The organism is Bacillus sp. LNXM65, from assembly GCF_002998575.1.
Classification (GTDB): Bacteria; Bacillota; Bacilli; order Bacillales; family Bacillaceae; genus Bacillus.
This window is the reverse complement of the sequence record NZ_PVRB01000003.1, coordinates 245,044-270,887: the sequence shown is the minus strand read 5'-3', so window position 1 is coordinate 270,887 and position 25,844 is coordinate 245,044. Positions and strand designations below refer to the sequence as shown.

Annotated in this window: 31 protein-coding genes and 1 riboswitch; of the genes, 7 read left to right on the top strand and 24 right to left on the bottom strand. The window is 42.1% G+C overall.

The features are described from left to right. Window positions 1–6: 6 nt before the first annotated feature. The 18 genes from sufU to C6Y03_RS07340 all read right to left on the bottom strand — a co-directional run bounded on the left by sufU (window position 7) and on the right by C6Y03_RS07340 (window position 15,525). Window positions 7–453: a Fe-S cluster assembly sulfur transfer protein SufU gene (sufU, locus tag C6Y03_RS07420; RefSeq protein WP_008347017.1), complete on the bottom strand. Its 447-nt coding sequence runs from the start codon at window positions 451–453 to the stop codon at window positions 7–9. Further along, window positions 443–1,663, bottom strand: coding sequence for a cysteine desulfurase (locus C6Y03_RS07415; RefSeq protein WP_106039102.1), 1,221 nt, complete (start codon window positions 1,661–1,663; stop codon window positions 443–445). The genes sufU and C6Y03_RS07415 overlap by 11 nt, the downstream gene beginning before the upstream one ends. Continuing rightward, window positions 1,663–2,976 (bottom strand): Fe-S cluster assembly protein SufD, encoded by a 1,314-nt coding sequence (sufD, locus tag C6Y03_RS07410; protein ID WP_058013731.1) that lies wholly within the window; start codon window positions 2,974–2,976, stop codon window positions 1,663–1,665. Before sufD ends, C6Y03_RS07415 begins: the two co-directional genes overlap by 1 nt. An 18-nt stretch (window positions 2,977–2,994) precedes the next feature. Beyond that, window positions 2,995–3,780 (bottom strand): Fe-S cluster assembly ATPase SufC, encoded by a 786-nt coding sequence (gene sufC / locus C6Y03_RS07405; protein ID WP_003213654.1) that lies wholly within the window; start codon window positions 3,778–3,780, stop codon window positions 2,995–2,997. 211 nt (window positions 3,781–3,991) lie between these two features. Beyond that, window positions 3,992–4,129: a YuzK family famiily protein gene (locus C6Y03_RS19155; protein ID WP_162839378.1), complete on the bottom strand. Its 138-nt coding sequence runs from the start codon at window positions 4,127–4,129 to the stop codon at window positions 3,992–3,994. A gap of 215 nt (window positions 4,130–4,344) precedes the next feature. After that, entirely contained in the window at window positions 4,345–4,713 is a 369-nt protein-coding gene (locus C6Y03_RS07400) for a carboxymuconolactone decarboxylase family protein (RefSeq protein ID WP_003212803.1), read from the bottom strand. A 103-nt stretch (window positions 4,714–4,816) separates the two neighbouring features. Continuing rightward, window positions 4,817–5,638 (bottom strand): methionine ABC transporter substrate-binding lipoprotein MetQ, encoded by an 822-nt coding sequence (gene metQ, locus C6Y03_RS07395; RefSeq protein WP_106038201.1) that lies wholly within the window; start codon window positions 5,636–5,638, stop codon window positions 4,817–4,819. Window positions 5,639–5,652: 14 nt separating this feature from the next. Continuing rightward, a complete protein-coding gene (locus C6Y03_RS07390) occupies window positions 5,653–6,321 on the bottom strand; it encodes a methionine ABC transporter permease (protein WP_099727008.1) in 669 nt (222 codons plus the stop codon). Continuing rightward, window positions 6,314–7,339 carry a methionine ABC transporter ATP-binding protein gene (locus C6Y03_RS07385; protein ID WP_106039162.1) on the bottom strand — a complete coding sequence of 342 codons (1,026 nt, stop codon included), beginning with the start codon at window positions 7,337–7,339 and terminating at the stop codon, window positions 6,314–6,316. The genes C6Y03_RS07390 and C6Y03_RS07385 overlap by 8 nt, the downstream gene beginning before the upstream one ends. Window positions 7,340–7,492: 153 nt before the next feature. Further along, window positions 7,493–7,601: riboswitch (SAM riboswitch) on the bottom strand. A 102-nt stretch (window positions 7,602–7,703) separates the two neighbouring features. Then, window positions 7,704–8,045 carry an SCP2 sterol-binding domain-containing protein gene (locus C6Y03_RS07380; protein ID WP_034659911.1) on the bottom strand — a complete coding sequence of 114 codons (342 nt, stop codon included), beginning with the start codon at window positions 8,043–8,045 and terminating at the stop codon, window positions 7,704–7,706. 120 nt (window positions 8,046–8,165) lie between these two features. After that, the gene (locus C6Y03_RS07375; RefSeq protein WP_034659912.1) at window positions 8,166–8,468 is read right to left on the bottom strand and encodes a thioredoxin family protein; all 303 of its coding nucleotides are present in this window, start codon (window positions 8,466–8,468) and stop codon (window positions 8,166–8,168) included. A 12-nt stretch (window positions 8,469–8,480) separates the two neighbouring features. Continuing rightward, a complete protein-coding gene (locus tag C6Y03_RS07370; RefSeq protein ID WP_034660691.1) occupies window positions 8,481–8,825 on the bottom strand; it encodes a toprim domain-containing protein in 345 nt (114 codons plus the stop codon). Between the two features lie 128 nt (window positions 8,826–8,953). After that, window positions 8,954–9,190 carry a YusG family protein gene (locus tag C6Y03_RS07365; RefSeq protein ID WP_034659913.1) on the bottom strand — a complete coding sequence of 79 codons (237 nt, stop codon included), beginning with the start codon at window positions 9,188–9,190 and terminating at the stop codon, window positions 8,954–8,956. Window positions 9,191–9,235: 45 nt separating this feature from the next. Continuing rightward, window positions 9,236–9,619: a glycine cleavage system protein GcvH gene (gene gcvH / locus C6Y03_RS07360; RefSeq protein WP_003213614.1), complete on the bottom strand. Its 384-nt coding sequence runs from the start codon at window positions 9,617–9,619 to the stop codon at window positions 9,236–9,238. A 66-nt stretch (window positions 9,620–9,685) separates the two neighbouring features. Then, window positions 9,686–10,042 carry an arsenate reductase family protein gene (locus C6Y03_RS07355; protein WP_034317446.1) on the bottom strand — a complete coding sequence of 119 codons (357 nt, stop codon included), beginning with the start codon at window positions 10,040–10,042 and terminating at the stop codon, window positions 9,686–9,688. Between the two features lie 111 nt (window positions 10,043–10,153). After that, complete coding sequence (locus C6Y03_RS07350) at window positions 10,154–11,935, bottom strand: acyl-CoA dehydrogenase family protein (protein ID WP_106039101.1); 1,782 nt, start codon at window positions 11,933–11,935, stop codon at window positions 10,154–10,156. Window positions 11,936–11,949: 14 nt separating this feature from the next. Next, window positions 11,950–13,125 carry an acetyl-CoA C-acetyltransferase gene (locus C6Y03_RS07345; RefSeq protein ID WP_034659915.1) on the bottom strand — a complete coding sequence of 392 codons (1,176 nt, stop codon included), beginning with the start codon at window positions 13,123–13,125 and terminating at the stop codon, window positions 11,950–11,952. 12 nt (window positions 13,126–13,137) lie between these two features. Further along, window positions 13,138–15,525, bottom strand: coding sequence for a 3-hydroxyacyl-CoA dehydrogenase/enoyl-CoA hydratase family protein (locus tag C6Y03_RS07340; RefSeq protein WP_106039100.1), 2,388 nt, complete (start codon window positions 15,523–15,525; stop codon window positions 13,138–13,140). Between the two features lie 199 nt (window positions 15,526–15,724). Between C6Y03_RS07340 and C6Y03_RS07335 the strand changes: the two genes are divergently transcribed. From C6Y03_RS07335 to C6Y03_RS07325, 3 genes are read left to right on the top strand one after another with little or no spacing between them, the layout of a single operon-like run. Beyond that, complete coding sequence (locus C6Y03_RS07335) at window positions 15,725–15,862, top strand: YuzL family protein (RefSeq protein WP_003212904.1); 138 nt, start codon at window positions 15,725–15,727, stop codon at window positions 15,860–15,862. Between the two features lie 26 nt (window positions 15,863–15,888). Next, complete coding sequence (locus C6Y03_RS07330; protein ID WP_223249598.1) at window positions 15,889–16,140, top strand: hypothetical protein; 252 nt, start codon at window positions 15,889–15,891, stop codon at window positions 16,138–16,140. Between the two features lie 11 nt (window positions 16,141–16,151). Then, window positions 16,152–16,499, top strand: a complete 348-nt coding sequence (locus tag C6Y03_RS07325; RefSeq protein WP_034659918.1) for a spore coat protein — start codon at window positions 16,152–16,154, stop codon at window positions 16,497–16,499. Between the two features lie 32 nt (window positions 16,500–16,531). Here C6Y03_RS07325 and C6Y03_RS07320 read toward each other — a convergent pair whose 3' ends face one another. The 3 genes from C6Y03_RS07320 to C6Y03_RS07310 all read right to left on the bottom strand — a co-directional run bounded on the left by C6Y03_RS07320 (window position 16,532) and on the right by C6Y03_RS07310 (window position 18,281). Then, window positions 16,532–16,783, bottom strand: coding sequence for a YusU family protein (locus C6Y03_RS07320; RefSeq protein ID WP_066030425.1), 252 nt, complete (start codon window positions 16,781–16,783; stop codon window positions 16,532–16,534). Between the two features lie 72 nt (window positions 16,784–16,855). Beyond that, window positions 16,856–17,686, bottom strand: a complete 831-nt coding sequence (locus C6Y03_RS07315; RefSeq protein ID WP_003213584.1) for an ABC transporter ATP-binding protein — start codon at window positions 17,684–17,686, stop codon at window positions 16,856–16,858. A gap of 148 nt (window positions 17,687–17,834) precedes the next feature. Then, complete coding sequence (locus tag C6Y03_RS07310; RefSeq protein WP_189318315.1) at window positions 17,835–18,281, bottom strand: YusW family protein; 447 nt, start codon at window positions 18,279–18,281, stop codon at window positions 17,835–17,837. Window positions 18,282–18,391: 110 nt separating this feature from the next. On the opposite strand from C6Y03_RS07310, the gene C6Y03_RS07305 reads away from it, so the two are divergent. Beyond that, window positions 18,392–19,237, top strand: a complete 846-nt coding sequence (locus tag C6Y03_RS07305) for an oxidoreductase (protein ID WP_223260737.1) — start codon at window positions 18,392–18,394, stop codon at window positions 19,235–19,237. Between the two features lie 45 nt (window positions 19,238–19,282). On the opposite strand, the gene C6Y03_RS07300 is transcribed toward C6Y03_RS07305, so the two are convergent. Further along, on the bottom strand, window positions 19,283–20,653 hold the full coding sequence (locus C6Y03_RS07300) for a S1C family serine protease (RefSeq protein WP_034659926.1): 1,371 nt from the start codon (window positions 20,651–20,653) through the stop codon (window positions 19,283–19,285). A gap of 335 nt (window positions 20,654–20,988) precedes the next feature. Here C6Y03_RS07300 and C6Y03_RS07295 point away from each other — a divergent pair, with 335 nt between their 5' ends. Together C6Y03_RS07295 and C6Y03_RS07290 are read left to right on the top strand one after the other, a co-directional pair. Then, window positions 20,989–21,666 carry a response regulator transcription factor gene (locus tag C6Y03_RS07295; RefSeq protein WP_066030424.1) on the top strand — a complete coding sequence of 226 codons (678 nt, stop codon included), beginning with the start codon at window positions 20,989–20,991 and terminating at the stop codon, window positions 21,664–21,666. Then, the gene (locus C6Y03_RS07290; protein ID WP_060597272.1) at window positions 21,663–22,994 is read left to right on the top strand and encodes a sensor histidine kinase; all 1,332 of its coding nucleotides are present in this window, start codon (window positions 21,663–21,665) and stop codon (window positions 22,992–22,994) included. The genes C6Y03_RS07295 and C6Y03_RS07290 overlap by 4 nt, the downstream gene beginning before the upstream one ends. Before the next feature lie 20 nt (window positions 22,995–23,014). Here the strand turns inward: C6Y03_RS07290 and spxO are convergent, their stop codons facing one another. Next, on the bottom strand, window positions 23,015–23,179 hold the full coding sequence (gene spxO / locus C6Y03_RS19150) for an anti-adapter protein SpxO (protein ID WP_095285802.1): 165 nt from the start codon (window positions 23,177–23,179) through the stop codon (window positions 23,015–23,017). 192 nt (window positions 23,180–23,371) lie between these two features. On the opposite strand from spxO, the gene C6Y03_RS07285 reads away from it, so the two are divergent. Beyond that, window positions 23,372–24,250 (top strand): TetR/AcrR family transcriptional regulator, encoded by an 879-nt coding sequence (locus tag C6Y03_RS07285; RefSeq protein ID WP_106039097.1) that lies wholly within the window; start codon window positions 23,372–23,374, stop codon window positions 24,248–24,250. Window positions 24,251–24,321: 71 nt separating this feature from the next. Here C6Y03_RS07285 and C6Y03_RS07280 read toward each other — a convergent pair whose 3' ends face one another. Continuing rightward, on the bottom strand, window positions 24,322–25,842 hold the full coding sequence (locus C6Y03_RS07280) for a glycosyltransferase (protein WP_106039096.1): 1,521 nt from the start codon (window positions 25,840–25,842) through the stop codon (window positions 24,322–24,324). Window positions 25,843–25,844 lie beyond the last annotated feature (2 nt).

The following is a 25,844-nucleotide window of genomic DNA, read 5'->3' as shown; positions in this document are numbered from 1 at the left end:
CCAATCTTATGATTTGCCGTTATCTTCGGCAGATGCGCCTTTTTCAAGCGCCTTCCAGGATAATGTTGCACATTTGATGCGGGCTGGGAATTTTGCCACTCCCTGCAGCGCCTCAATGTCACCAAGATCAATGGAATCGTCGTATTCTTTTCCTAGCATCATATCGGAGAAAATCTGAGACATTTTCAAAGCTGTTTCAATATCTTTCCCTTTAATTGCCTGCGTCATCATAGAGGCAGATGCCATCGAAATAGAGCATCCTTCTCCTTCAAATTTCGCATCAATGACTTTTTCGTCTTCGATTTTCATCGTGAGACGAATGCGGTCACCACACGTTGGGTTGTTCATATCGACGACAATGCTGTCGTTTAACACACCTTTGTTTCTCGGATTTTTATAATGATCCATAATCACTTGTCTGTACAGTGTGTCTAAGTTTACATTAAAAGACATTCGTAAAATACTCCTTTGTCTTACGGAGCGCTGCGATGAGCTCGTCAATCTCTTCTTCTGTATTGTACAGATAGAAGCTTGCTCTTGCAGTTGCTGATACACCAAGCCATTTCATGAGCGGCTGTGCACAGTGGTGTCCAGCACGAATGGCGACACCTTCCGTATCCAGAACAGTTGACGCATCATGTGGATGGACGTCGTCTAAGTTAAACGTCACAAGTCCAGCTCGGTGCTGCGGTCCATAAACAGTCGCACCATCAAACTCCTTAAAGCGCTCAAGCGCATAAGTGGCAAGCTGATGCTCGTAACGGCTGACTTCTTCCATACCAATGTCGTTTAAGAAATCAATCGCTTTTCCTAGTCCAACTGCTCCGGCAATAATCGGTGTTCCCGCTTCAAATTTCCATGGCAGCTCTTTCCAAGTAGAATCATACAGATCCACAAAGTCGATCATTTCACCGCCAAACTCAGCAGGCTCCATATTATTCAAAAGGTCCTTCTTCCCATAAAGTACACCGATGCCAGTCGGTCCACACATTTTATGCCCAGAGAATGCGAAAAAGTCACAATCTAGATCCTGAACATCAATTTGCATGTGCGGCGTGCTTTGCGCACCATCGACGACAATGATTGCCCCATGATCATGGGCAATTTTAGCAATCTCTTTAATCGGGTTGATGGTTCCTAATACGTTTGAGACATGTGTGACAGCGACGATTTTCGTTTGATGTGTGACCGTTTGCTTCACATCTTCAAGCGATAGCGTGCCGTCTTCCTGTAACGGAATGTATTTCAATGTGGCGCCAGTTGCTTTTGCTGCTTGCTGCCAAGGGATGATATTCGCATGATGCTCCATGTGCGTAATGACAATCTCATCGCCTTCTTTGAGGTTTGCTCTTGCATAGCTGATCGCCACTGTGTTTAGTGCAGTTGTTGTGCCTCTAGTAAAAATAATCTCCTGGACAGATGAAGCACGGATGAATGCACGAACTTTCTCTCTCGCACCCTCGTATGCGTCCGTTGCTTTTGTGCCAAGGGTATGAACACCCCTGTGGACGTTCGAGTTGTAAGACCGGTAATACTCATTCATTGCATCAATGACCACTCTTGGTTTTTGAGAAGTCGCTGCACTGTCCAAATACACCAAATCATGTCCGTTCACTTGCTGATGAAGGATTGGAAACTGCTCACGAACGTCTTTGCTATTCATTATTTTACTTTCCTTTCAATCACAGAAACGAGCTGCTTTTTAACTCCTTCAATCGGCAGTTCTTTGACGACTGGATTTAAGAAGCCATAAATCACAAGTCTTTCTGCATCTTCTTTGGATATCCCGCGGCTCATGAGGTAATACAATTGAATTGGATCGACACGTCCAACAGAAGCAGCATGCCCTGCTGTGACATCATCTTCATCAATTAATAGAATTGGGTTTGCGTCACCGCGTGCTTTCTCACTTAGCATGAGAACACGTGATTCCTGCTCTGCATTTGACTTCGTTGCGCCATGCTCGATTTTACCAATTCCGTTAAAGATAGAGGATGCTTGATCCTTCATCACACCATGCTTCAAGATATACCCTTCAGAGTTTTTACCGAAGTGGATGATGCTTGTTGTAAAGTTTTCCGTTTGATTCCCGCGGCCGACAACAACTGATTTTGTATCACCGAATGTCCCGTCGCCCATAAGCTTTGTGATGTTTTCAGACACGACGTCTCCATCATTCATTAAGCCAAGCGCCCATTCGATTTTACTGTCACGGCCACTTGCCATACCGCGTCTATTCACATAGACTGTGACACCTTCTGAAAGGTTATCTACTGCACCGTAAGTGACGCGAGCATTAGCACCCGTGAACACTTCGGACACGATATTGAAGATGGCTTCTTCAGGTTTTGCTGTACTGATGTAGTTTTCTACATAAGTCACTGCACTATGATCGTCTGCTACAACGATGACATGATTGAACAAAGTCGTGTCGTCGTTTTCATGTAGGTAGACGGCTTGAATTGGCGCTTCAAGTTCTACATTTTTCGGTACATAGAGGAAAGCTCCACCATTCACTAAAGCAGCATGTAAAGCTGTTAGTTTATGCTCATCTACTTTCACTGCATCCGTCATGAAGTATTTCTTCACTAGATCGCCATGTTCACGAAGCGCTGTATGAAGATCAGTGAAGATCACGCCTTTGTCTTTCGCTTCTGTTGAAAGAGACAAGTATGCTGGCGTTTGATCGCGCTGAATGTAAACTGTCTTATCCGTGTCCTCTAAATCAATGAGAGATTTCACTTCTTCAGGAAGCTCTTCTAATGATCCAAATGGTGCACTTTCGACTGTATGCTGTTTGAAATTGGTTAAATTCCATTTAGAAATATTCGTTTTGTCAGGCTTTGGCATTGGAAGATCTTCTGCTTTTTCAAGAGCCTGTAAGCGAAGGGAACTCATCCATGCCGGTTCCTGATGCTTCTCGGAGAAGCTTTTGACATAATCTTGATCTACTGATAATTTCGTTTCTAATGTCATCAATAATCCTCCTAACGCTTACGCTTCTTGACCAACAGTTTCGTCTTCAATTCCTAACTCTTTTTTAATCCAGTCGTAACCTTCTGCTTCTAGACGTTGTGCAAGCTCTGGTCCGCCAGATTTCACGATACGTCCTTGCATCATGACATGAACGTGATCTGGTGTGATGTAGTTCAATAGACGCTGATAGTGAGTGATCATTAAGCAACCGAAGCTTTCGCCGCGCATTCTGTTAATTCCTTTAGAAACCACTTTCAACGCATCGATATCAAGACCAGAATCGATTTCGTCAAGGATCGCAATTTTTGGTTCAATCATCATTAATTGAAGAATTTCATTGCGTTTTTTCTCCCCGCCTGAGAAACCTTCGTTTAGGTAGCGCTGTGCCATGTCTGGGTCCATTTCAAGGAACTCCATGTTTTCGTCCATTTTGCGGATGAATTTCATCAGAGAGATTTCATCGCCTTCTTCTCTGCGAGCGTTAATAGCAGAACGAAGGAAGTCCGCATTTGTGACACCACTAATTTCAGATGGGTATTGCATCGCAAGGAAAAGACCTGCTTGAGCGCGCTCATCTACTTCCATTTCAAGTACATCTTCGCCATCTAGCAAAATGCTGCCTTTTGTTACTTCATATTTAGGGTGTCCCATAATTGCAGCAGATAAAGTTGATTTACCTGTACCGTTTGGTCCCATTACTGCGTGGAATTCTCCACCTTTTATCTCGAGGTTTACACCCTTTAAGATTTCTTTCCCTTCAATCTCAACGTGCAAGTCCTTAATTGTTAATGTCGAAGCAGTCATATATCGATACCTCCAAAATAATCATTATTCTCAATTTATTCTCATTCTAATTTTATAACAAATTAAAAGTGAATACAACACATTCACGATATACGTGAGAGGATGCTCTCAAAATTCTAACAAAAAAAGCCGGTAGATAAAAGGATTTATGTCGAAAAGACTGTTTTCATAAAGAAAGGACGGGAAACTGTTCTCCCCGTCCCTGAGCTATTTAATAGCCTCGTATATTCATTTTTGCGAGCTGTCTTTTCTCATCTCGATAGGACTGCTCTCGTTTATATTCCACTTTCATCCGTAAGTCATGGTCTCTTTCGTACTCTGCATAGCTCATGCCGTGAGCTTTATGCATGGCCTTTTCCATCTCGGCGGTATAATCCAATCCCAGTGTACTATGGTCCGAACAAATAATAAACCATTCCCTTCTTTGAGTGTAGCTTTATTATATCAAAGACATGCGGCTTCACTCAAAAGGGATATGACGTTCTATGCTGGCATATTTTCTCTCACAATCGGCTGAGAACGACTCAACTCCCTGATATGGAAAAATACCGTCTTATCCTTCCCTTAATGCGTCTGTCCTCCAAATTCATCAATACATTGCTGAACGACAGTAATCCCTTGACTCAGTGCTGCCCCGCCGCCAAATGCTGCCGCCACGCTGACAACCTCCAGCAAATTCTCTTCTGTCGCGCCTTGATCGAGCGCTCCCTTTGTATGATAAATCATGCAGTATTCATCCTGTGCATGAATACTGATGCCAAGGGCAATCATTTGCTTTTCCTTTTGCGTTAATGAATCGCTCTGAAAGCATTGCTCCGTAAATTCATTGAATTTCTTCCCAAACACCGGCATTTTCTTCTGAAATTCACCCATTGCCGTTTTATAATCCGTCAGTGATTGCTGCATAGATCCGCTCATATGCTGTTCATTCATCTTTATTCCATCCCTTCAGGTCATTTGTTCGTTTTTATTATGAGCGAGATTTGAAAAAATACACAAAAAACCTCGCTTTGATGAAAGCGAGGTTGAATCGTTGTTATTCAGATACCGGTAGAACTGCACCGTCGTATTTTTTGTCGATGAATTCTTTAATTTTATCAGAGTGAAGAACTTCCATTAATGTCTTGATCTTCTCTGATTTTTCTTCACCTTTGCGAACAGCCACGATGTTTGCATACGGGTTGTTCTTTGTTTGCTCAAGTTCAATTGAATCTTTTTTCGGATTCAATTTATTTTGAATCGCATAGTTGACGTTGATAAACACAGCATCACCTTCACTGTTTTCATAAGCTTTCGCTGTTAGTTCAGGAGCGATTTTTTTGAACTTTAGGTTCTTTGGGTTTTCTTTGATGTTCTTGACCGTTGAGTTGATTGTATCAACCTTTGGATCAAGCTTAATGACACCGGCATTTTGTAATAGAGCAAGCATACGTCCTTGCTCAGCTACGTTGTTTGTCATGATGATGGTGCCGCCATTTGGAATATCTTTTACTGATTTGTATTTCTTAGAGTAGATACCGAAAGGCTCAAGGTGAACCGCACCAGCACTTACTAGGTTATAATCTTTGTTTGATTTGTTCTCTTCGTTCAAGTAAGGGATATGTTGGAAAAAGTTTGCATCCACTTCTTTTTCAGCTAACGCTTTGTTGTACATTTTATAATCACTAAGTACTTTCACTTTGAGATCGTAGCCTTTTTCTTTTAGAAGTGGTTTTGCTTCTTCAAGAATCTCGGCATGTGGTGTTTTTGAAGCCGCAACCGTAATGGTTTTGCTATCACTTGCGTTATTAGATGAACCGCATGCAGCTAAAATGCCTGCAAATGCTAGAAATAGTGCACTTAAAATCAATTTCTTCATGAATAAATCCTCCCTTAACGTTTATCAATTTTATTTGTAATCAAATCACCGATTATTTGAATAATAAAGACGATGATGAGAATAAACACAGTGGCAACAAGTGTGACATCTGTATTACCAGATTGGTATCCCTCTACATAAGCGAGGTCACCAAGTCCGCCTGCCCCAATTGCACCTGCAATCGCAGTTGAGCCAATTAGAGCAATCGCTGTTACGGTAATACCTGAAATGAGGGCTGGCAATGATTCTGGCAGCAATACTTTGAAAATGATGGTCGACGTTTTCGCTCCCATTGATCGTGCTGCTTCAATGACTCCTTTGTCTACTTCACGCAGTGCAATTTCGACAAGGCGTGCATAGAATGGAGCTGACCCTATGACAAGGGCAGGGAGGGCTGCATTGGGACCTAGAATTGTGCCCATAATAAGTTTTGTAAACCCTAATAATAGAATGATTAAAATGATAAAAGGAATCGATCTAAAAATGTTGACGACTGCCCCGATAACGGTGTTAATCGGTTTATTTTCCCAAAGACCGCCTTTACTAGTCAGAAAGAGCAATAGCCCAAGGATGATACCAATAATAAAAGCAAATGCTAGTGAAATGAGTGTCATGTACACCGTTTCACCCGTTGCATTCCAAATGACATCTAAATCAACGTTCGGAAACCATTTCTCAAACATGTGTCATCACCTCGATTTCAACCTGTTTGCTTTGGATATAGGCGATGGCTTTTTCTACCTCGGTCTCTTCTCCATTAATATGGATAAAGAGTGTTCCAAACGCGCCTTCCTGCGTTTGAGAAATCTTCCCTTGAAGGATGTTCACATCGACCTTGAAGGATCGAATGATTTCAGTGATCAGCGGCTGCTCGGCAGAATCGCCAATAAAGGACAACCGTACGACCTGACCTTCTTTTACTCGCTCTAAGACGTGCTCGATTGTTTCTTTCGCTTCCTCTGGTTCAGCAAGCTGTTTCACAAATCGCTTCGTCATTTCTTCCTTTGGCTGTCTGAACACGCGTAATACTTCGCCTTCTTCGACAATACGTCCATTCTCCATGACCGCCACGCGATGACAAATTTTGCGAATGACGTGCATTTCGTGTGTAATCAGCACAATCGTGAGCCCTAGTCGTTTATTGATATCCGCCAAAAGCTCAAGGATGGAATCGGTTGTTTGCGGATCAAGCGCAGACGTCGCTTCGTCACAAAGAAGAACCTTTGGATCATTTGCTAATGCTCTCGCAATCCCCACACGCTGCTTTTGTCCGCCGCTTAGCTGAGATGGATACGCATTTTCTTTTCCTTCTAAACCGACTAATTTAATCAGTTCATTCGCACGTTCTCTCCGTTTTGATGCCTTTACACCTGCGATCTCAAGCGGGAACATAATATTTTGTCTCACCGTTCTTGACCAAAGTAGGTTGAAGTGCTGGAAGATCATACTGATTTCTTGTCTTGCTTTCCGAAGTTTCGCATTCGATACTTCATTGATCCGGTTGCCTGCCACTTCAACAATTCCTGCTGTTGGCAGCTCCAGACCGTTTAATAGGCGAATAAGCGAGCTTTTTCCGGCACCGCTATACCCGATAATTCCGAATATTTCACCTTTATCGATATCCAAGTTAACGTCTTTCACGGCATCAACATTTCCGCTTTTAGAGTGGTACGTTTTTGATACATTCTGTAAATGGATCACAGTCTGTTCACCTGCTTTCTTGCTGAATCTATAGGTTGCCATCACATACGTTATTTATTCTTCTGCTGTCATGCCTCTAGCCTGACACCAGTTCAGTAAAAAAGACCTAACTGCAACGCAAGCAGAAAGGCCTTTTATGTTCAATACGCCTTTCTCTCATCTTTCAAAGCATTGCGGCTTTGAGTGAATTGGCACCAATTTCAGCTATGCTGACGGTTGCCGGGTTTCATAGGGCACGTCCCTCCACCTCTCTTAATAAGAGAAAATATGTTGTTTTATGTGATGTTCATGTTTTTACTAACGTAGAATATCATGCTACCCGAGATATGTCAACGCTGTAAATCGCTAATTTCCAAGTAAACGACTACGTTATCATTTTTCGAAAAAAACCGTTCGTCAGCCAAAGCACAGCCTCTAGTCTTAGGAGCGCACGGAATGATCCTTTTACCTTCACTTGTCCTCTGCTAATTAACTGCTGTAAGGACATATCTCCATCTAATAATTGAAGTATTTCTTTTCTCTCACCATAAAAGATGAGATCCGATAACTCAATTGCAGGCAGTTTCTTCACTTCACCACGTTCATCCACAATCAATGTACAAGAGTCAGTTTCCGCCTCAAATGTAATCTTCAAGGATGATGATGAGAGCAGCGGTTTTAATAATAAACGCTGCCCTGTGTTCCCATGGGTTTTCACATTTTCCACATGTATAACCTCCCTGTCATTTGGTTATACATAACATTTCTCTACAAACATTGGCTTGTCCTTTATAAATAACTCGACAAATTTTCAGACGAATTGCTTGAAATATGACAAAAAACCGCTTTATTTAGCGGTTTCAATCATTTCATGAAGATATGGAACGGAGTGAAAGGCATAGCCTTTTTGCACCAGCTCACCTTTTTTAAACAGTAGAAAGCAAGGAACGCTTTCGATCTCAAAAGCTTTTGCAAAGCCTGGTGAGTAGTTTAAATTGTTTTCATAAAATGGTACATCCGGCTGCATGGTGTCTACGACTGTCAGCATTTTCTTTGCCAGCTGACATGTCCCGCAAAACGGTGTATATAAGTATAAAAGAAATAAATCGTCCTTTATTTCCTTGAATTCGTGTTCTTCAATCTCTTTCATATACGTCCACCCTCATAAATATTTCGAATGAACATCAATGTTTGCAGCTAATAGGATAGATGCAATGTGGGCTGACGGTGAAGCGGCCACTTCGCGGTATGTTCTGTCGACAAAAAGATGAAGTGCTTCAGGGAATTCTTTTCGAAATTGCTTCCGCAGTTTGTCGCCTGCATCGTCACTGTCTGCTAATATGTAAACGTCTTTCCCTAATAATTCGTCTACAAGCTGATCCAGCTTCGATGTACTGATCGTGCCATTGGTGCAAATGATGGTAACAGGTTCACTTATGACTTCTTTTAGCTTTTGTTTGTCTGTTTTACCTTCTACAATGATGACCTTTTCTACCTCTACATTCAACACGATCACCCGGCCCTTTTGACATTGTTCACTTCTCCCTTAGATTACAATCTTTCATCGAGGTTGTAAAGATTGGGCACTTGCACTAAAAAGACTGCAGCTTATGCTCACTGCAGCCTTATCTGTGATTAGCACCAGCCATTTTCATCATCACAGTCTACATATTTTTCTGTCCCGTGGGTCAATGTATCCGTCAGACGATAAAAACGATTTTGATCATAGGAATAACCTGATTTTAACTCATATTGGTTTTCACTAATCATCGTGCCAATCTCTTCATTTTGATGATACAGCACCATGCCGCTTTCTTTGAATCGGCCAGTGACATGATCTGTTATATCCACCTGTTCTTTTTGAAAAGACAAATTGGACACCCCCCCATAAAGGTAGAGTGTCCAATTTCACGTGAATTAGTCTTCTTTTGTCATTTCTTCATATTGCTCAGCAGTCATCAAGTTCTCAATTTCAGATGTATCAGCTGGCTCTACCACGATCATCCATGCTTTTTCGTATGGAGAGTCGTTGACGAATTCAGGGCTGTCATCCAGCTCATCGTTCACTTCGACGATTGTGCCGTTGATCGGTGCGTAAAGCTCAGAAACTGTTTTCACTGATTCTACACTTCCGAAAGGCTCGTCCGCTGTAATTTTGTCTCCTACTTCAGGAAGCTCAACGAACACGATATCGCCTAGCTCAGATTGAGCAAAATGCGTAATACCGATACGCACCTTATCTCCTTCTACTTTGACCCATTCATGTTCTTCTGAATAACGTAAATCTTTTGGTGTGCTCATTCAATACCCCTCCAGTCTTTTCTTTCAATCTATATTGAAGATACCACAATCTGAATGAAAGTTACATCATTTCCAGACGCTTTTAAATGTATCTTCATTAAATCCAACTGTGACTCGTTTACCGTCTGTTGTAATCGGACGCTTGATCAGCATTCCGTTAGACGCGAGTAATTCTAGCTGCTCGTCCTCTGACATTGCAGGAAGTTGATCTTTCAGCTGTAGCTCCCGGTATTTCTGTCCGCTTGTATTAAAGAACTTCTTCAGCTCTAAGCCGCTTTTTTCGTAAAGGGCTTTTAATGTTTCTTTATCAGGCGTCTCTTCGACGATATGTATGCTGTTGATGTCTTTATTGTGTTCTTCCAGCCATTTTTTTGCTTTTCGGCATGTACCGCAAGATGGGTATTCATAAAAATCTAAAGCCACCATTTTCACCTCCTGCAAATTGTGAGAACATTTTATCACAAAATATTTTAAAAACCTAAATGTATGCTTACAAAAAGGTGCGGATATCACTCCGCACCTTTTAAGCTGTCCTTATACGATATATTTCTCTGCTTCAAAGATTCGTTTCGCCACTTCGCGCTTTTTGGCGATGACATTGATCGGGGTGAATCTTGTCAGTTTGCGAAGAGCTGACAGACTCATGCGGAGTGAATCTCCTTCTTCCATCGCGATCAAGGATTCTTTTGCATGGGCTTCAATTTTTAAGAAGGCTTCCTGCGTGAAAATTTGTGTGTAGGCAAGCTTTTGAGCGTACTTTTCTAGCCCTGATGAAGCGATTGCCTTTTCGGTACGCAGAATCGCCGATTCAGCAGCAAAAATTTCATTGACGATATCCGCTATGTTCACAAGGATTTCTTGCTCTTTGTCTAAAGCTTTTCCATACTTCATCGCTGCCATACCAGATACCATAAGGGCGATCTTTTTCGCATGGGCGAGTAAATATTTTTCTTGATCAAGCGGCTGATCACCCGGCTCTTCCGGCATCATCATCATGAGCTCTTCCTGTAAGGTTTGCGCTTTTTGAAGCAGCGGAAGCTCCCCTTTCATCGCTTTCTTCAGGAATGTGCCTGGTACAAGCAGACGGTTGATTTCGTTTGTCCCTTCAAAAATACGGTTAATCCGCGAGTCACGATAGGCTCTTTCGACCTCGTATTCTTGCATGAATCCATATCCGCCGTGAATCTGCACGCCTTCATCTGCAATATAATCTAAAGTTTCAGAGCCAAGCACTTTACAAAGAGAGCATTCAATCGCATATTCTGCAATGGACTGGGCAATTTGTTTGCCGTCCTTTTGCTCTTCTTCACTTAATAGACCCATGCGCTGTTCAAATAATCCGACTGTGCGGTAAACAGCACTTTCCATCGCATAGAGCTTTGTCGACATGTTGGCTACTTTTTCACCAATTAAGCTGAATCGAGAAATTGGTGTTTGGAACTGCTTACGCTGGTTTGCATATTCTGCCGATAATTGAATGACACGTTTTGACGCACCAATTGTCCCGACAGCCAGCTTGTAGCGTCCGATATTCAAAATGTTAAAGGCAATGACATGACCTCTGCCAGCTTCACCTAGTAAATTCTCCTTCGGCACTTGAGCATCTTCAAGAATTAACGTTCTCGTCGAGGACCCTTTAATGCCCATCTTTTTCTCTTCAGGTCCAGTTTTGACACCTGGAAAATCCTTTTCTACGATAAAAGCAGAGAAGTGTTCACCATCAATCTTCGCATATACGACAAAGACGTCGGCAAATGCGGAGTTTGTAATCCATTGTTTTTCCCCATTAAGCACATAATGGGTTCCAGCTTCATTCAGGACTGCAGTCGTTTTTGCTCCAAGAGCGTCAGAGCCTGATCCTGGCTCAGTTAGGGCGTACGCCGCAATCGTTTCTCCAGAAGCGAGTCCAGGCAGGTATGCTTCCTTTTGCGCTTGATTTCCAAACAGCACGATTGGCAGAGATCCAATGCCGACATGGGCGCCATAGGAAAGTGAGAAACTCCCTGCTCTGGAGAATTTCTCGGTAATGATGGCTGAACTGATTTTATCTAATCCGAGTCCGCCGAATTCTTCAGGCACATCAGCTCCTAGAAGTCCAAGCTCTCCAGCCTTTTTGAGAAGCCTGACGGAATGCTCGAATTCATGATGTTCAATTTGATCTATATACGGAACAACGTCTTGTAAAATATAATCCTCTGTTGTCTTTCCAATCATTTGATGCTCATCAGAGAAATCCTCTGGTGTAAAGATATGCTCATAATTCGTCTCATCAATTAAGAAGCTTCCACCCTTTTTTACATCTTCCATTGCTTTCATCCTGATTTCCCCCTTTAGATCAATTCAAAAATTCCTGCTGCTCCCATGCCCCCGCCGATACACATTGTGACGATGCCAAATTGCTCGTTTCGCCGTTTCATTTCATGAATGAGTGACAGTGTAAGTTTCGTTCCTGTACAGCCGAGCGGATGCCCTAGCGCGATTGCCCCGCCATTGACATTCACTTTCTCTTCATCGATCCCTAAATGACGAATGACTTGAATTGCCTGAGAGGCAAACGCTTCGTTTAATTCAAACAGCCCGATATCCTTCAGCTCAAGTCCAGCGATTTTCAGCGCACGCGGAATGGCTTCAATTGGACCGATTCCCATCACCTCAGGCGGTACGCCGCCAACAGCAAACGCCCGGAACTTGGCGAGCGGCTGAAGGGAAAGTGAGGATGCTTTCTCACGATCCATCATCATCACACACGCAGCGCCGTCACTTGTTTGAGAAGAGTTCCCTGCGGTCACCGTGCCTTTTGTTGAGAAAGCCGGACGCAAAGTGGAAAGAATCTCCTCCGTTGTGCCCGCTCTCACGCCTTCATCCTGTGAGAAGGTGAATGAATGCTCTTCTAATTGATATTGCTCTCCTACCCGCCGCTCTGTTACATCAACGGATACGATTTCATCTGAAAATTTCCCTTCTTGCAATGCTTTGGCTGCCTTTTGATGACTTCTTACCGCAAAGGCGTCCTGATCTTGACGTGTGACCTGATATTTTTGCGCCACTTGCTCTGCCGTGTGGCCCATGCTCATATAATATTCAGGCGCTTGCTCTGCCAATTGAGCATTCGGACGAATGGAATGACCCATCATCGGCACCTGTGACATCGATTCGACTCCTCCGGCTAAGATCGTTTCTGCCTGGCCGAGCATAATCCGTTCACCCGCATAAGCGATTGACTGAAGACCAGATGAGCAGTAGCGGTTGATGGTGATGGCAGGTACTGTATACGGAAGCCCTGCTAACGCCCCAATATTCCGAGCCACATTTAACCCCTGCTCTGCTTCTGGTGTTGCACACCCGATGATCAAATCATCTATCTGTCCGTCGTAATTACCGGCACGCTTTAATGTTTCTTTTACACACAATGCGCCCATATCATCAGGCCGAACATGTTTTAACGATCCTTTTTTCGCCTTCCCTACTGGTGTTCTCGCGCCAGCGACAATGACTGCTTCTCTCATTTTGACTCCCCCTTAGTTACGTAAAGGTTTTCCTTTGACGAGCATGTGCTGCATGCGTGCCTGTGATTTCACTTCTCCTACAAGACTTAAAAAGGCTTCCCTTTCAAGCTCTAATAAGTATTGCTCCTCTACCTCTGTTCCAAATGGCAGTTTCCCGCCGGAAATGACATGAGCTAATTTTTTGACAATGGTCATGTCATGCTCTGAAATGTATCCAGACAGTCTCATATTTTCAGCAGCCAATATCATTGCTGCATAGCCTGTTTCTCCCATGACGGGCACCTTCTGCTTGAGCGGTGCACGATAACCCGCTTCATCAAGAGAGAGCACCAGTTGTTTCGCATCATAGATCAGGTGGTCCCCGTTCATACTGATTCGGTCACTCACGCGGAGCATGTTCATATCCCGCGCTTCCTCAGCCGAAGTAGATACTTTAGCCATTGCTATCGTTTCAAATGTTTTCAGCGTGGCATCTTGTATAGCGGTCTGCGTCGGCTTAGCTGACCCTTGCAGATGGCGAAGGTATAATTCTTTGTTTCCACCACCGCCCGGAATCAGTCCAACTCCAGCCTCGACAAGACCCATGTATGATTCGCTAGACGCCTGAATAGCTGCTGCCGGCAGACAAACCTCTGTTCCGCCTCCGAGTGTCATACCAAACGGTGCAGCAACGACTGGACGGTCGCTATATTTCACCTTCATCATTGCCTGCTGGAAGCGGCGGATCACAAAGTCAATTTCAAAGAAATTATCGTCCTGAGCTTCCATTAAAATCAGAGCAAGGTTGGCACCAACACAGAAGTTCTTCCCTTGGTTTCCGATGACAAGCCCTCTATAATTCTGTTCCACCTCATCGACAGCGCGATTGATCATGTCAATGACATCTAGTCCAATGGCATTGCTTTTGGAGTGAAATTCGAGCAAGACGACATCATCACCGATATCAATCAAGCTCGCACCAGAATTTTTAAAAATCACGCCCTGCTTCTTTTTCAATTTCGCTAAAGAAATATTCTTTTCGTTTCCTTTTTCCTGTTCATAAGCCCCATTGTGATAAAACGCACGCTCTCCATCAGCATTCTCTTGATAGAATGTGTCGTGTCCTTCTGACAGCATGTCTTGCACCCACTGCGGGATGCTGTGACCTTCTGCTTCCATGCGCTCGGCTGCTTTTTTCACACCGATTGCATCCCAGAGCTCAAATGGACCGTGCTGCCAGCCAAATCCCCATTTCATTGCGTTATCGACGGACTGAATATCATCCGCAATTTCGCCTTTTAACTGAGCTGAATAAAGGAGCACAGGTGCCGTCATGTTCCAAAGCAATTGTCCTGCACGGCCATCTTGATAAATAAGCGCTTTCAATTTCGCTTTCGTCCCTTTTTGCTGCTTCGCCATCTCAATGCCTGGATCTTTAAGCTTCGTTCGTTCTCCATACGTGAGCGTCACAGGATCAAGTTCTAAAATGGCCTTTCCATTTTTTTGATAAAATCCTTGCCCTGCCTTGCTGCCAATCCATCCTTTTTCAAGCATTGTTTCAATAAACTCAGGCAGCTGGAAAATATCTTTTTCCTTTCCTTCTACTTGGTCATATACGTTGCGAGCTACATGGGAAAACGTGTCGAGCCCTACGACATCAAGTGTACGGAAGGTCGCACTTTTCGGTCTTCCAATGAGGGGTCCTGTGACCGAATCCACCTCTCCAATGGTGTATTTGTTTTCAAGCATTTCACGCACTGTCACAAGGAGTCCATAAGTACCAATACGATTGGCAATAAAGTTCGGCGTATCTTTCGCTTCAACGACGCCTTTACCAAGTACATCCTCGCCAAACGTTTTCATAAATTGGAGTACTTCTGGATCTGTTTCTTGAATAGGAATGATTTCTAAAAGCTTTAAATAACGGGCTGGGTTAAAAAAGTGTGTGCCTAAAAAGTGGCGTTTAAAATCATCTGATCGGCCTTCTGCCATTTTTTCAACCGAAATACCGGATGTGTTACTTGATACGATGCTGCCTTCTTTGCGGTGTTCGTCGATGAGAGAGAATACGTGTTGTTTGATGCTGAGTTTTTCAGTGACGACTTCAATGATCCAGTCAGCATCATGTAATAAGGAAAGGTGATCTGTGAGATTTCCCGGTGTGATGTATGATAGGTTTTTTGCTGATGTAAGAGGTGCTGGCTTTTGCTTTAACAATTTTTTCATCGCTTCTTGACTTAATCTATTCCGAACACTAGGGTGATCAAGCGTTCTCTTTTTCGCCGTTTCTTCCTTTGTCAGTTCGTTTGGCACAATATCTAGCAATGTTACTGGTATCCCGATATTGGCTAGATGCGCAGCAATGCCTGAGCCCATGACACCTGAACCAATGACAGCCGCCTTGCGAATATGTTTGCCCATAAATATCCCCCTAAACATTTTGAATGAACAGTCATTCATTTTTTGTCCAAAAAAAAGCAATGCCTCTTTCTTTATCTTAAAAGATTTTCCGAAACAGTTCAAGAGCGGATTTCAAAAATTTACACATTCTGATGTGCCTTACTTTGCGGCGTATGAATTAAAGATGAGAGGGCATTGTAAGAATGGAGGTGATGTCCACATGTCTCGTTTGAAGAAAAACCCATCGAAAGCAGGCGTAAGTGCTGCAAGTGTAAAAGGAAACGCAGGTCCATCACAGGAAGCAGACCTAGGCGGTAAAAAGACCAGTCAAAATCAGCAATATAAAAAGAATCAGTAAGGAAACAAAATCGTAAGGAGGAACACATCTTGAACAATCAGCAAATGAATATGCCCCCGCAAGTCATTTCAGTGAAAGATTCCTTGTACTTAGAGGATATGCTGAATTGGAACTTGATCGCTATGAAAAAGGCTCACTTTATGGCCGAGCACTGCCAAGACCAGACGTTGAAACAAGAATTAAATCAAGTGGGCCAAATGCATCATCAGCACTACACACAAATTCTTCAGCATTTAGGCAGCTCAGGGCAAGGCCAGTCTACTGGCTTTATGCAATAGGAGGAAAAAACATGGAACAACAAAACCAACAAAAAATCGGGAATCCACAAACTCCGGTTCCCACGACAACAAACATGAATGATCGTGATTTTGTCACAGACCTTTTGTCGACTGAAAAATATATGACAAGCGGTTACAACACAGCGCTCAATGAATTCAGTCATGAATCTCTTTACCAGGATATTCAGCGAATTGCGCTAGAAACTCAGAAAACACAAAGACATTTATATGATGTCATGTTCCGATATGGCTGGTATTCTGTTGAAGCCGCTGAACAGCAAAAACTCCAGCAGGCACACCAGAAATTCCAGCAAACACTGACAGATCAATCTCCATACGGACCATCACAGATGTCATAAAGAAAAACTGCCAGTGTAGTGCTGGCAGTTTTTTAACGGTCTTGATTGGCTCGATGAGCTTCGTTCATTTGTTTGATCCGCTGAATTGTTTCTTTGATTTCTTCCTTCGCCTCTGGATACGTTTCATTAAAGTGCTTTGCTAGAGGCGGCATGCTTTTTGCAATATGAGAATAAATCACCCACTGTTTCACATCTTGTTTCAGCGCGTCTGTTGATTCACCAAGCAGCAGCTCTGTATATTTATCAAGCAAGCCCTCAAGCTTTTCATCTAATTCATTTCCCATTGAGTTTCCGCTCCCTTTTTAAGAAAAAAGCCTGACTCTGTGCGTAACAGATGTCAGGCTTTTGACTTACGATTATCTTGCAGCAAGAAATGTCTCCGCTTGCGCTTGCTGTACAATACAGCGTCCTCTACCGTGCGGAATACATAATGGTGTTCCAAATAAAGGATCTGTCGTCACTTGGCAGTTCATATCAAAGACATTTTTCACAAGATCGCAATTAATGACTGTTTCTGGTCTTCCTTCTGCATAAATCGTCTTGTCTTTAATCGCTACAAGGTGATGAGCATATCTACATGCGAGATTCAGGTCATGAAGAACCATGACAATCGTGCGCTGCTCTTTTTCATTTAAGTCAAACAGAAGGTCTAGAATTTCAATTTGATGCGTCATGTCTAAATAAGTCGTCGGCTCATCTAACAAGATGATATCCGTCTCCTGCGCTAACGTCATCGCAATCCATGCACGCTGCCTTTGTCCACCTGATAATGAATCGACTGTTCGATCAGCGAGGTCTTCCATCTTTGTTGACTTCAGTGCGCGATTCACCGCTTCCTCGTCTTGCTTCGACCACTGCTTCAGCCAATTTTGATAAGGATATCTGCCTTGCTTCACTAATTGATGCACCGTCAATCCTTCTGGCGCTTCTGGTCCTTGCGGAAGAATGGCGAGCTGTTTCGCTACTTCCTTTGTTGGTAATTTGGCAATGGAATGACCTTCAAGCAGGACAGAACCACCCATTGGCTTCATGAGACGGGCCAAAGAGCGAAGTAGCGTGGATTTACCGCATCCATTGCTGCCAATAAATACTGTGATTTCACCCTTAGGGATTGATACATTTAGTTCATCTATGATCATTGTTTCTCCGTAGCCTAAGCTTAAACCTTCAGTAGAAATGGCACTCATTCCGCTCAAACGCTCCTTTTCTCATGCAAATTTTTTATATGAAATATCGTCTATGTATAGACGGAAAAGATCACTTATCTCAATTTAGTGTATCAGATTTAAGTGATCTTGAAAATCATTTTCAATTAAAAAATGAGAAAGTCTCGTTTTACTTCTTCTTTTGGAATGTACGTTTGGTCCCACCTTCAAGCTTAATATCGACCTGAATCCGCTGATAATCATCGTCTAGATTAAAAGCGGCTAATAGCTCATTTACATACGCATCATTGAGCTTCTCACTAGGAATAGACATATCATTTAGCTTCATCTTCATCTCGCGTAATGCTTCTTCACCTTCATAGCGGACACCGTTCATATGATCACGGATAAGTGCTTCTTCTTTGCCTTTCGCCTGACGATAGGTGGCTTCGTATAATTCGCTTTTCTGCCCGTATTGAACATGCAGGTGGAGATGCTCAAATGGAAGTTCCTTCATTTGAACCGCTGAGAGACTCTCTGCTTCTGCTTCCTTTGTTTGCTGCAGCGGTTCGATTGATTGGCAGCCAGACAGCATAAAAAGCAGCACTCCTATTTGTCCCGCCTTCTTCCAACACATCATGTGCTTCCTCCTATTTCTTATCATCGCTTTTTATTCTTCTCCATCCTGCTTTTCGTTATTCAATAAAACAGCGGACTATGGTAGATTGAAACAAAAAGGAGAACGAGATGATGAAAAGAACAGCCATTGTAACTGGCGCCAATAGCGGCTTTGGCAAGCTCATCACGATAGGTCTCGCCAAGCAAGGCTATACAGTGATTGCAGGGGTCAGGCAGGAAGCCAATGCGAAAAAGCTTGCCGAAGAGATCAAGCAAGCCTCTTTATCCGAAGCGATACATATTGAAGCATTAGATGTGACAGATATGCAGTCGATTCAAGCATTTCAGAAAAAGCTACATGCTTACGCCCCCATTACCTTGCTTGTCAACAATGCGGGAACAGCCTATGCGGGTTTTGCTGAAGAGGTTCCTGTTGACACGTACCGCCAGCAATTTGATGTAAACGTCTTCGGAGTCATGGAAATGACACAAGCCGTCCTTCCGTTTATGACAAATGGTGCAAAGATATTCAATATGAGCAGCATCAGCGGATTAATGGGAATGCCCGCACTTTCTCCATATGTATCCTCCAAGTTTGCTTTGGAGGGCTATACAGAGAGCTTGCGCATTGAACTGGCCTCGTTCGGTATACAGGCAGCCTTGATCGAGCCAGGCTCTTTCCAAACAAATATTTGGAACACGTCTATGAACGAGCACATGTTGCAGCCAGAGGAAGGATCGAAATACACAAGCATCTATCAAAAGATGATGGTTTATATCAATGCCCAGAAAACCAACTACGGTGACCCGCGTGAAGTCGCAGAGCTTGTGATTCGATTAGCCGAGAAGAAACGGCTGAAAAAGTTGAGATATCCGATTGGGAAAGGGGTGCGACTTTCATTCACAGCAAAGCAGCTCTTGCCTTGGAGCATGTGGGAAAAGATCATATTACGTACACTCTCTTCAAAAAAATAAGCATAAAAAAACAGGTAGACCTTTAACGTCCACCTGTTTTTTCATTTATTCGGTTTCAGACTGTCCAAGGGTAATGTCTAGATTTTTATTTTTCCCTTCACGAATGACAGTCATTGTCGTTTTATCGCCGACTTTTGTTTCTTTGTACAAAATTTCTTTCAGCTGAGAGCTGTTTGCCACGTTTTTCCCTTTGAATTTGATGATGACATCTCCAGATTTCAAGCCTGCTTTTTGTGCAGGTGATCCTTTTGATACATCTTTTACATAAATCCCTTTGCCGATTTGTTTATCAAATAAGCCGAGCGTATTTTCTTGATACGTTTCAGGCACTTGCTCAAGGTCAATCATTTGTACGCCAAGGTAAGGACGTTCAACCTTTCCATTTTTCAACAGCTCATCTACAATCGGTTTGACATCGTTACTTGGAATCGCAAAGCCAAGTGATTCCACACCGCTTTCGCTAATTTTTAAACTGTTGATGCCAATCACTTGACCATCTGTATTGATAAGCGGTCCCCCGCTGTTCCCGGGGTTAATCGCTGCATCTGTTTGCAGTACATTCATTTCCACCGTACCAGATGATGTGTTCGCTTCAACTGTACGATCAAGACCACTAATAATCCCTTCTGTCACAGTACCAGAGAACTGTGCACCGAGCGGGTTCCCAATTGCGATCACTTTGTCTCCAGCACGGAGCTTAGAAGAATCACCAAAGCTCGCCACTTTATCAATGCCGTCTGCATTGATTTCAACAACAGCTAAATCTGTCATCACATCATTGCCGACCAGCTTTGCGTCTTTTGTTTTCCCATCATAAAGTGTGACCTTCAGTTTATTGGCACCCTCGACTACGTGGTTATTTGTAATAATGTACGCTTTTTTGCCATCTTTTTTAAAGACGACACCAGAACCCGTTCCAGCTTCAGCTTCTGTTGAGTCACCGCTAAGGCCAAACGAATTTTGTGTAGATTGATAGTTTGAGACTCCTACAATGGTTGGCTCTAAATCTTCTACCATATCAGCGACATTCGTGGCATTGGTGATTTGTTTTGTTGAGAAATTATCAGAAGCTGCCGGCTCACTTGAAGCTGTTTGCGTTTGTGTGTTTGCAGCTGTGTCCTGTGACTGCGGCAAAAGCGGTGTAATGCCAAGCACAAGGCCTCCGCCAATAATCCCTCCAAGGATCGGACTGAGCCATGCCGCTTTCCGCTTTTTCTCCTTTTTCGACGCACGGTCATCCTCCATTTGAGGAGAATGGTTTGTCACACTCTCCTGAGTGGCAGATGCTTCGTTTTCATGAGGTTGATAAACGAGTTCCTTTTCTTTTTCTGGTTCGTCTATTTGTTTCTCATTCTCTTGATGCACATCTTCTTGATGATTCATCTTCTTCTCTTCATCTTCTCTTCGGAAATCCATCGCTTGCACTCCTTTACATCGTGTTCATGACTGCTTGATTCATATGTTTAGATAGGACTCATGTCCTCTTAATGGCAATATCATTGAAGATACTTCATGACAATATGTCAAATTATATAATACTTATTGATAGAAAAAAAGCAAGGTGCGCACATTCGTGAAAAGCACCTATTTATCTACCTTTTGTCTATGCCCTTTTTTCCCTTGAGCTTATCATAAACAAACATTATGGGATAATGATGAGAAGAATATGTGAAATTGTGAAAAAAGCATGTGATTGTTGACATGCCGCCTTTGTATCCCGTTATAATGACGTTGAGAGGATGTGGAAGACTTTGTCGTACACCATTTATTTAGTGGAAGATGAACAAAACTTAAACGAACTTTTAACCAAATATTTAGAAAGTGAAAATTGGAATGTCTCCTCTTTTTTAACCGGAGAAGCGGCACGCCGGGCAATGAACAAGCCGCCGCATCTATGGATTTTAGATATCATGCTGCCTGATACAGATGGCTACACACTCATTAAAGAAATCAAAGCCGCATCACCTGACGTACCGGTCATTTTCATTTCGGCACGCGATGCAGATATCGACCGTGTCCTCGGCTTAGAGCTGGGAAGCAGTGATTATATTGCGAAGCCATTTCTTCCGCGCGAGCTGATCATTCGGGTGCAAAAGCTGCTTGAGCTTGTGTACAAAAATAGCGATACTCCGCAGCAGAAAAGCGTCACACCCGTCTCCTCCTATGTCATTCATGAGGATGTAAGAGAGGTGTATGAAGGAGATCAGCTGATTAACTTAACTTCTAAGGAATTTGACTTGCTGCTTTTATTTACACATCATCAGGGACATGCTTTTTCTCGTGAAGATATCCTCGTCAAAATTTGGGGACACGATTACTTCGGAACAGATCGTGTGGTCGATGACCTTGTCAGACGGCTACGCAAAAAAATGCCCGACTTAAAGGTCGAGACCATCTATGGATTTGGCTATAGGATGCTAAAAGGATGAAGAACAAACCGCTCGCTTTTCAAATTTGGGTCGTCATCTCTGGTATTTTGCTCACGATCTCGATTGTCCTGATCATCCTATTTTCCAACACATTACGAAACTTTTTCACGAATGAAATTTATAAAAATATCGAAAATGAACAGCAGGTGCTCACAGAATATCCGTTGAACCGAGACGGCTCGCCAAAGTCGACACCGGAAAACCGCTCGGTGCAGCACATTCTGATTCCGTCAGATGAATTAAACCAAATGACGCAGTTTTTCCCGCACGCCTTTATTGAGAAAATCCAAGCCTTTGTGAAAAAACAAAAAAGCGCAACGAAACGCTATTCTGAAGAGGTGAATGGCCAGCACATCTTTTTTGTCATCAAAAAAGTATCAACAGACAATACACAATATATTCTTCTGTCCTATGCACCAGACTCTTATCGAGACGACCTGTCCTTTACGCTGTTTAAACAGCTGATATTTATCCTGGGCACCGTTATTTTATTAAGCTGGATTCCATCGATTTGGCTTGCCCGCTACTTATCCCGTCCAATCGTTGCATTTGAAAAGCACGTGAAGCGGATTGCGCAAGAGGACTGGGACGACCCTGTCATCGTTGACCGGCAAGATGAGATCGGGAAGCTTGGTCATACCATTGAAGAAATGAGACAAAAGCTCATTCAAAAGGATGAAACAGAACGGACTCTTTTGCAAAATATATCACATGACTTAAAGACACCTGTCATGGTCATCCGCGGCTATACGCAGTCGATTAAAGATGGTATTTTTCCTAAGGGAGATCTTGAACAAACGGTGGAAGTCATTGAAGGTGAAGCGGAAAAACTTGAGAAGAAAATCAAGGATTTGCTGTACTTAACAAAGCTTGATTATTTATCAAAACAACACCCCGCACATGCTTCCTTCCTACTCAGTAATACGATGCTGGAAGTGGTCGACCGAATACGCTGGTCGAAAAATGAATTGCAGTGGAACGTGGACTTAGATGATGAGGCTGCTCTTGAAGGCGATCCAGAACAATGGAGCAAATTATTTGAGAATGTACTAGAAAATCAACTCCGCTACGCAAAAAGTAAAATTGATATCCAAATGAAACAGGAAGAGGATCAAATATGCATTGTCATTCGTAATGACGGTCCTCACATTGAAGAACATATGCTATCCAACCTATACGAACCTTTTAGTAAGGGAAAAAAGGGCGAATTCGGTATTGGATTAAGCATTGTCAAAAAAATTCTCTCCATGCATCAAGCGTCTATATCAATTGAAAATGATGATCTAGGTGTACGTTATACGATCACGGTTCCAAAGAAGAGACTGTAGGTTTTTGACCGCAGTCTTTTTTAGATGAATGAATACCCATTGAAATCACGGTATGTGGCTTTGATTTTCTTGCCAGCTTGATACATCCATTTCTTTTCAATGGTTGTCTCTTTCGGCATTTTGACTTTTTCTACTTGTATTCCTTTTGTTCGCAAGCGTCTCATCATATCATCGATTTCTCTCATGGAACATCATCCTTTCACATTTTTTGACCAGTTGGTCACCTTACTTTATAATATAAAGAATTACACTGTAAAAAACAAGTTACAATCTGATTAATTTTTGAAAACTTTCGTCGTTTATGACCGATAAGTCACATCTCTTTGCGCACGTTTCCTAAGACATTTGTCTCTCGGTAAGAAAGGATGACATTCATATTGAAAAAGAAAGAAAAAATGATCATTGAGGCCGGCATGAAATTGTTTGCCAGCAAAGGCTACAATACAACGTCTGTTCAGGAAATTGCGGATGAATGCCACATGTCAAAGGGTGCTTTTTATCTTTATTTCAAATCAAAGGAAGCACTGCTCATTTCAATCTTGCACTACTATTATGATAAGGTATTTACCCGGATTCATGAGGTTCAAACAGAGGGCGGCACACCAAAGGAAGCCTACCGCAAACAGCTCACTGTCTACTACGATAATATTTTGCAGCAAAAGGATTTTATTAAAATGCAGCTGAGCGATCGAGCACTGCCAATGAATGAAGAAACGCAGCAGCTCGCAAAACAAATCAGACTTGCCACCATTCAGCTTCACATTGATAACATTAAGCTGGTATATGGAGATGCGGCGATTCCTTATATGGCTGATCTTTGTTTGACGATTGAGGGCATGAGCCATGTTTATTTCGAGCTTGCGATTTTATATGATTTTCAGCTGGAGGCTGAGGAGCTAGCTGCAACGATGATTCACCGTATCGATGATTTGATGGGCGGTATGATGGAGCGAAATGATATCCCGCTCATATCTGTAGATCAAGCGAGCGATTGGTTTGGTCCTATTTACGAACGGTCATTCGACCCGCTGACAGAATCTCTTTTAAAAGAATTAAGAGAGCAGGCTGAAGCACACTATGACGTGAAAGATGAGCCAGATTTATTTGAAGCGCTTGGCATTTTAGAAAATGAATTAAACAAACAAAAACCAAGACAAGTCATCGTAAAAGGCATGCTGTATCAATTAAAATTATACGCACCGCTCCAAACAAACTCTGAATCACTTTTGCGTATTTTGAAAGAGGATCATTTGTAAGATTGTAATCATTTATTTTAACAATAAAACAGGCTGTTAAATCTGAATTTAACAGCCTGTTTTTATAATCTTTATCTAATCGTTTCAAAAAGTTCTTTCCATTCTTGAGCTAGTCTTTCTTCACTAAATCTCTCTACAATCTTAATAGCCTCGCTCGACATAGCCTCTCTTTTTTCACTATTCAATAACAAATCAATAATTGCTTCAGATAATACTTCAATATTTCCTTTCTGCACGATTAAACCATCAAGTCCATTTTGTACAACATCCTTGGGTCCATACTTAAAGTCATAAGAGATAGGCACACATCCCGCTGACATGCTTTCCATAAGAGATAGGCAGATACCTTCATAATCAGATGGGACAATAGAGATTGAAGATTGATAAAAAACATTGTAGACATCATCAGAAAAACCTTTTATCGTAACATAGTTTTGTAAATTCAATTCATTAATTAAAGATCTTAAATATTCCTCTTGCGAACCTCTTCCATATAACTCAAGGCGAGCTTGAGGAACTTTTTTTATCACTCTCTGAAATGCTTTTATAACATGATCCTGGTTTTTTATTTTTTCAAATCTCCCAACTGTGACAACTTTATATGGATCACGAGTTATGTGTGATTTATCAATAATTGGGGCGTGATGAGGAATCGCATAGTATTTTTTACTTTCACCAAATTCACGAATAATATCTTGCTTCTGTTCTTCAGTTAAGAAAACAACACCACTATATTCATGGAGATGATTAAAAAAGTCCCTTAAATCATTTCGAATTGCACTTCCAAAAGTATGCGGGAAACCTAGATGAGAACTATGTATTGTATAAATCACTTTTAAATTTGCAGTTTTATTTTCAAGGCGCTGTAGTTGAGGTCTATTAACTGCATACTCTGAAATTAAATATTGAAATGAAGTTGACATAGTTAAAACGTAGTTCTCTAACCAATACTCAACTAGATCAAGTTCATTTGAAAATTTCCCCTTTATACCCCCTAATTCATCAAACAAATGAATTTGAATTATTTTATTATTCTTTGGATTTTTTGATATACTTAAATAACATTTCCCTTTTTTGTTAATATATGTGATTCTAGCTGGAGTGTTTGTTGAGTAGTCCATGTACTCAATCTTTCTAACATATCCTTTACTATCATACCACTCTCTTTTCTCTCTGGTGAAATTAGGAAGTAGGTAATCAATAAATTTCAAGTGTCCTTCCTCCGCATACCATTTAAATTTCAAATAAAGCCCATCTTTAAAACACCTATAAACATTATCTTTGTCAGCATCTTTTTCAGCTACCCACCCAAGCTCATCTGGACTATGTTTAATGATTGTTCGATTGTCTCTTTGACTGTCTCCAGCCAATTCATTGTACATAAACCTAACCTTTGATTTAGGGTGTAATTTATTATTATCTTGTAAATAATTAATACTTTCATCATAGTCTATATACCAGTTATGGACGAGAATTTCGTTTTCAATATCATTTTTGGAAAAGACGTTACTTCTTCTAATTACAGAGGTAGCTAATCCGGTTGGTTTAGCTGGGATCCCTCCGAACATAAGCATATAAACTTTATAATTCAAGC

Excerpts from the sequence above, each read along its gene's own strand:
- sufU (WP_008347017.1), bottom strand. The coding sequence starts at position 453 with ATGTCTTTTAATGTAAACTTAGACACACTGTACAGACAAGTGATTATG.
- C6Y03_RS07415 (WP_106039102.1), bottom strand. The coding sequence starts at position 1,663 with ATGAATAGCAAAGACGTTCGTGAGCAGTTTCCAATCCTTCATCAGCAA.
- sufD (WP_058013731.1), bottom strand. The coding sequence starts at position 2,976 with ATGACATTAGAAACGAAATTATCAGTAGATCAAGATTATGTCAAAAGC.
- sufC (WP_003213654.1), bottom strand. The coding sequence starts at position 3,780 with ATGACTGCTTCGACATTAACAATTAAGGACTTGCACGTTGAGATTGAA.
- C6Y03_RS19155 (WP_162839378.1), bottom strand. The coding sequence starts at position 4,129 with ATGCATAAAGCTCACGGCATGAGCTATGCAGAGTACGAAAGAGACCAT.
- C6Y03_RS07400 (WP_003212803.1), bottom strand. The coding sequence starts at position 4,713 with ATGAATGAACAGCATATGAGCGGATCTATGCAGCAATCACTGACGGAT.
- metQ (WP_106038201.1), bottom strand. The coding sequence starts at position 5,638 with ATGAAGAAATTGATTTTAAGTGCACTATTTCTAGCATTTGCAGGCATT.
- C6Y03_RS07390 (WP_099727008.1), bottom strand. The coding sequence starts at position 6,321 with ATGTTTGAGAAATGGTTTCCGAACGTTGATTTAGATGTCATTTGGAAT.
- C6Y03_RS07375 (WP_034659912.1), bottom strand. The coding sequence starts at position 8,468 with ATGAAAGAGATTGAAGAACACGAATTCAAGGAAATAAAGGACGATTTA.
- gcvH (WP_003213614.1), bottom strand. The coding sequence starts at position 9,619 with ATGAGCACACCAAAAGATTTACGTTATTCAGAAGAACATGAATGGGTC.
- C6Y03_RS07350 (WP_106039101.1), bottom strand. The coding sequence starts at position 11,935 with ATGAAAGCAATGGAAGATGTAAAAAAGGGTGGAAGCTTCTTAATTGAT.
- C6Y03_RS07345 (WP_034659915.1), bottom strand. The coding sequence starts at position 13,125 with ATGAGAGAAGCAGTCATTGTCGCTGGCGCGAGAACACCAGTAGGGAAG.
- C6Y03_RS07340 (WP_106039100.1), bottom strand. The coding sequence starts at position 15,525 with ATGGGCAAACATATTCGCAAGGCGGCTGTCATTGGTTCAGGTGTCATG.
- C6Y03_RS07335 (WP_003212904.1), top strand. The coding sequence starts at position 15,725 with ATGTCTCGTTTGAAGAAAAACCCATCGAAAGCAGGCGTAAGTGCTGCA.
- C6Y03_RS07325 (WP_034659918.1), top strand. The coding sequence starts at position 16,152 with ATGGAACAACAAAACCAACAAAAAATCGGGAATCCACAAACTCCGGTT.
- C6Y03_RS07320 (WP_066030425.1), bottom strand. The coding sequence starts at position 16,783 with ATGGGAAATGAATTAGATGAAAAGCTTGAGGGCTTGCTTGATAAATAT.
- C6Y03_RS07315 (WP_003213584.1), bottom strand. The coding sequence starts at position 17,686 with ATGAGTGCCATTTCTACTGAAGGTTTAAGCTTAGGCTACGGAGAAACA.
- C6Y03_RS07310 (WP_189318315.1), bottom strand. The coding sequence starts at position 18,281 with ATGTGTTGGAAGAAGGCGGGACAAATAGGAGTGCTGCTTTTTATGCTG.
- C6Y03_RS07305 (WP_223260737.1), top strand. The coding sequence starts at position 18,392 with ATGATGAAAAGAACAGCCATTGTAACTGGCGCCAATAGCGGCTTTGGC.
- C6Y03_RS07300 (WP_034659926.1), bottom strand. The coding sequence starts at position 20,653 with ATGGATTTCCGAAGAGAAGATGAAGAGAAGAAGATGAATCATCAAGAA.
- C6Y03_RS07290 (WP_060597272.1), top strand. The coding sequence starts at position 21,663 with ATGAAGAACAAACCGCTCGCTTTTCAAATTTGGGTCGTCATCTCTGGT.
- spxO (WP_095285802.1), bottom strand. The coding sequence starts at position 23,179 with ATGAGAGAAATCGATGATATGATGAGACGCTTGCGAACAAAAGGAATA.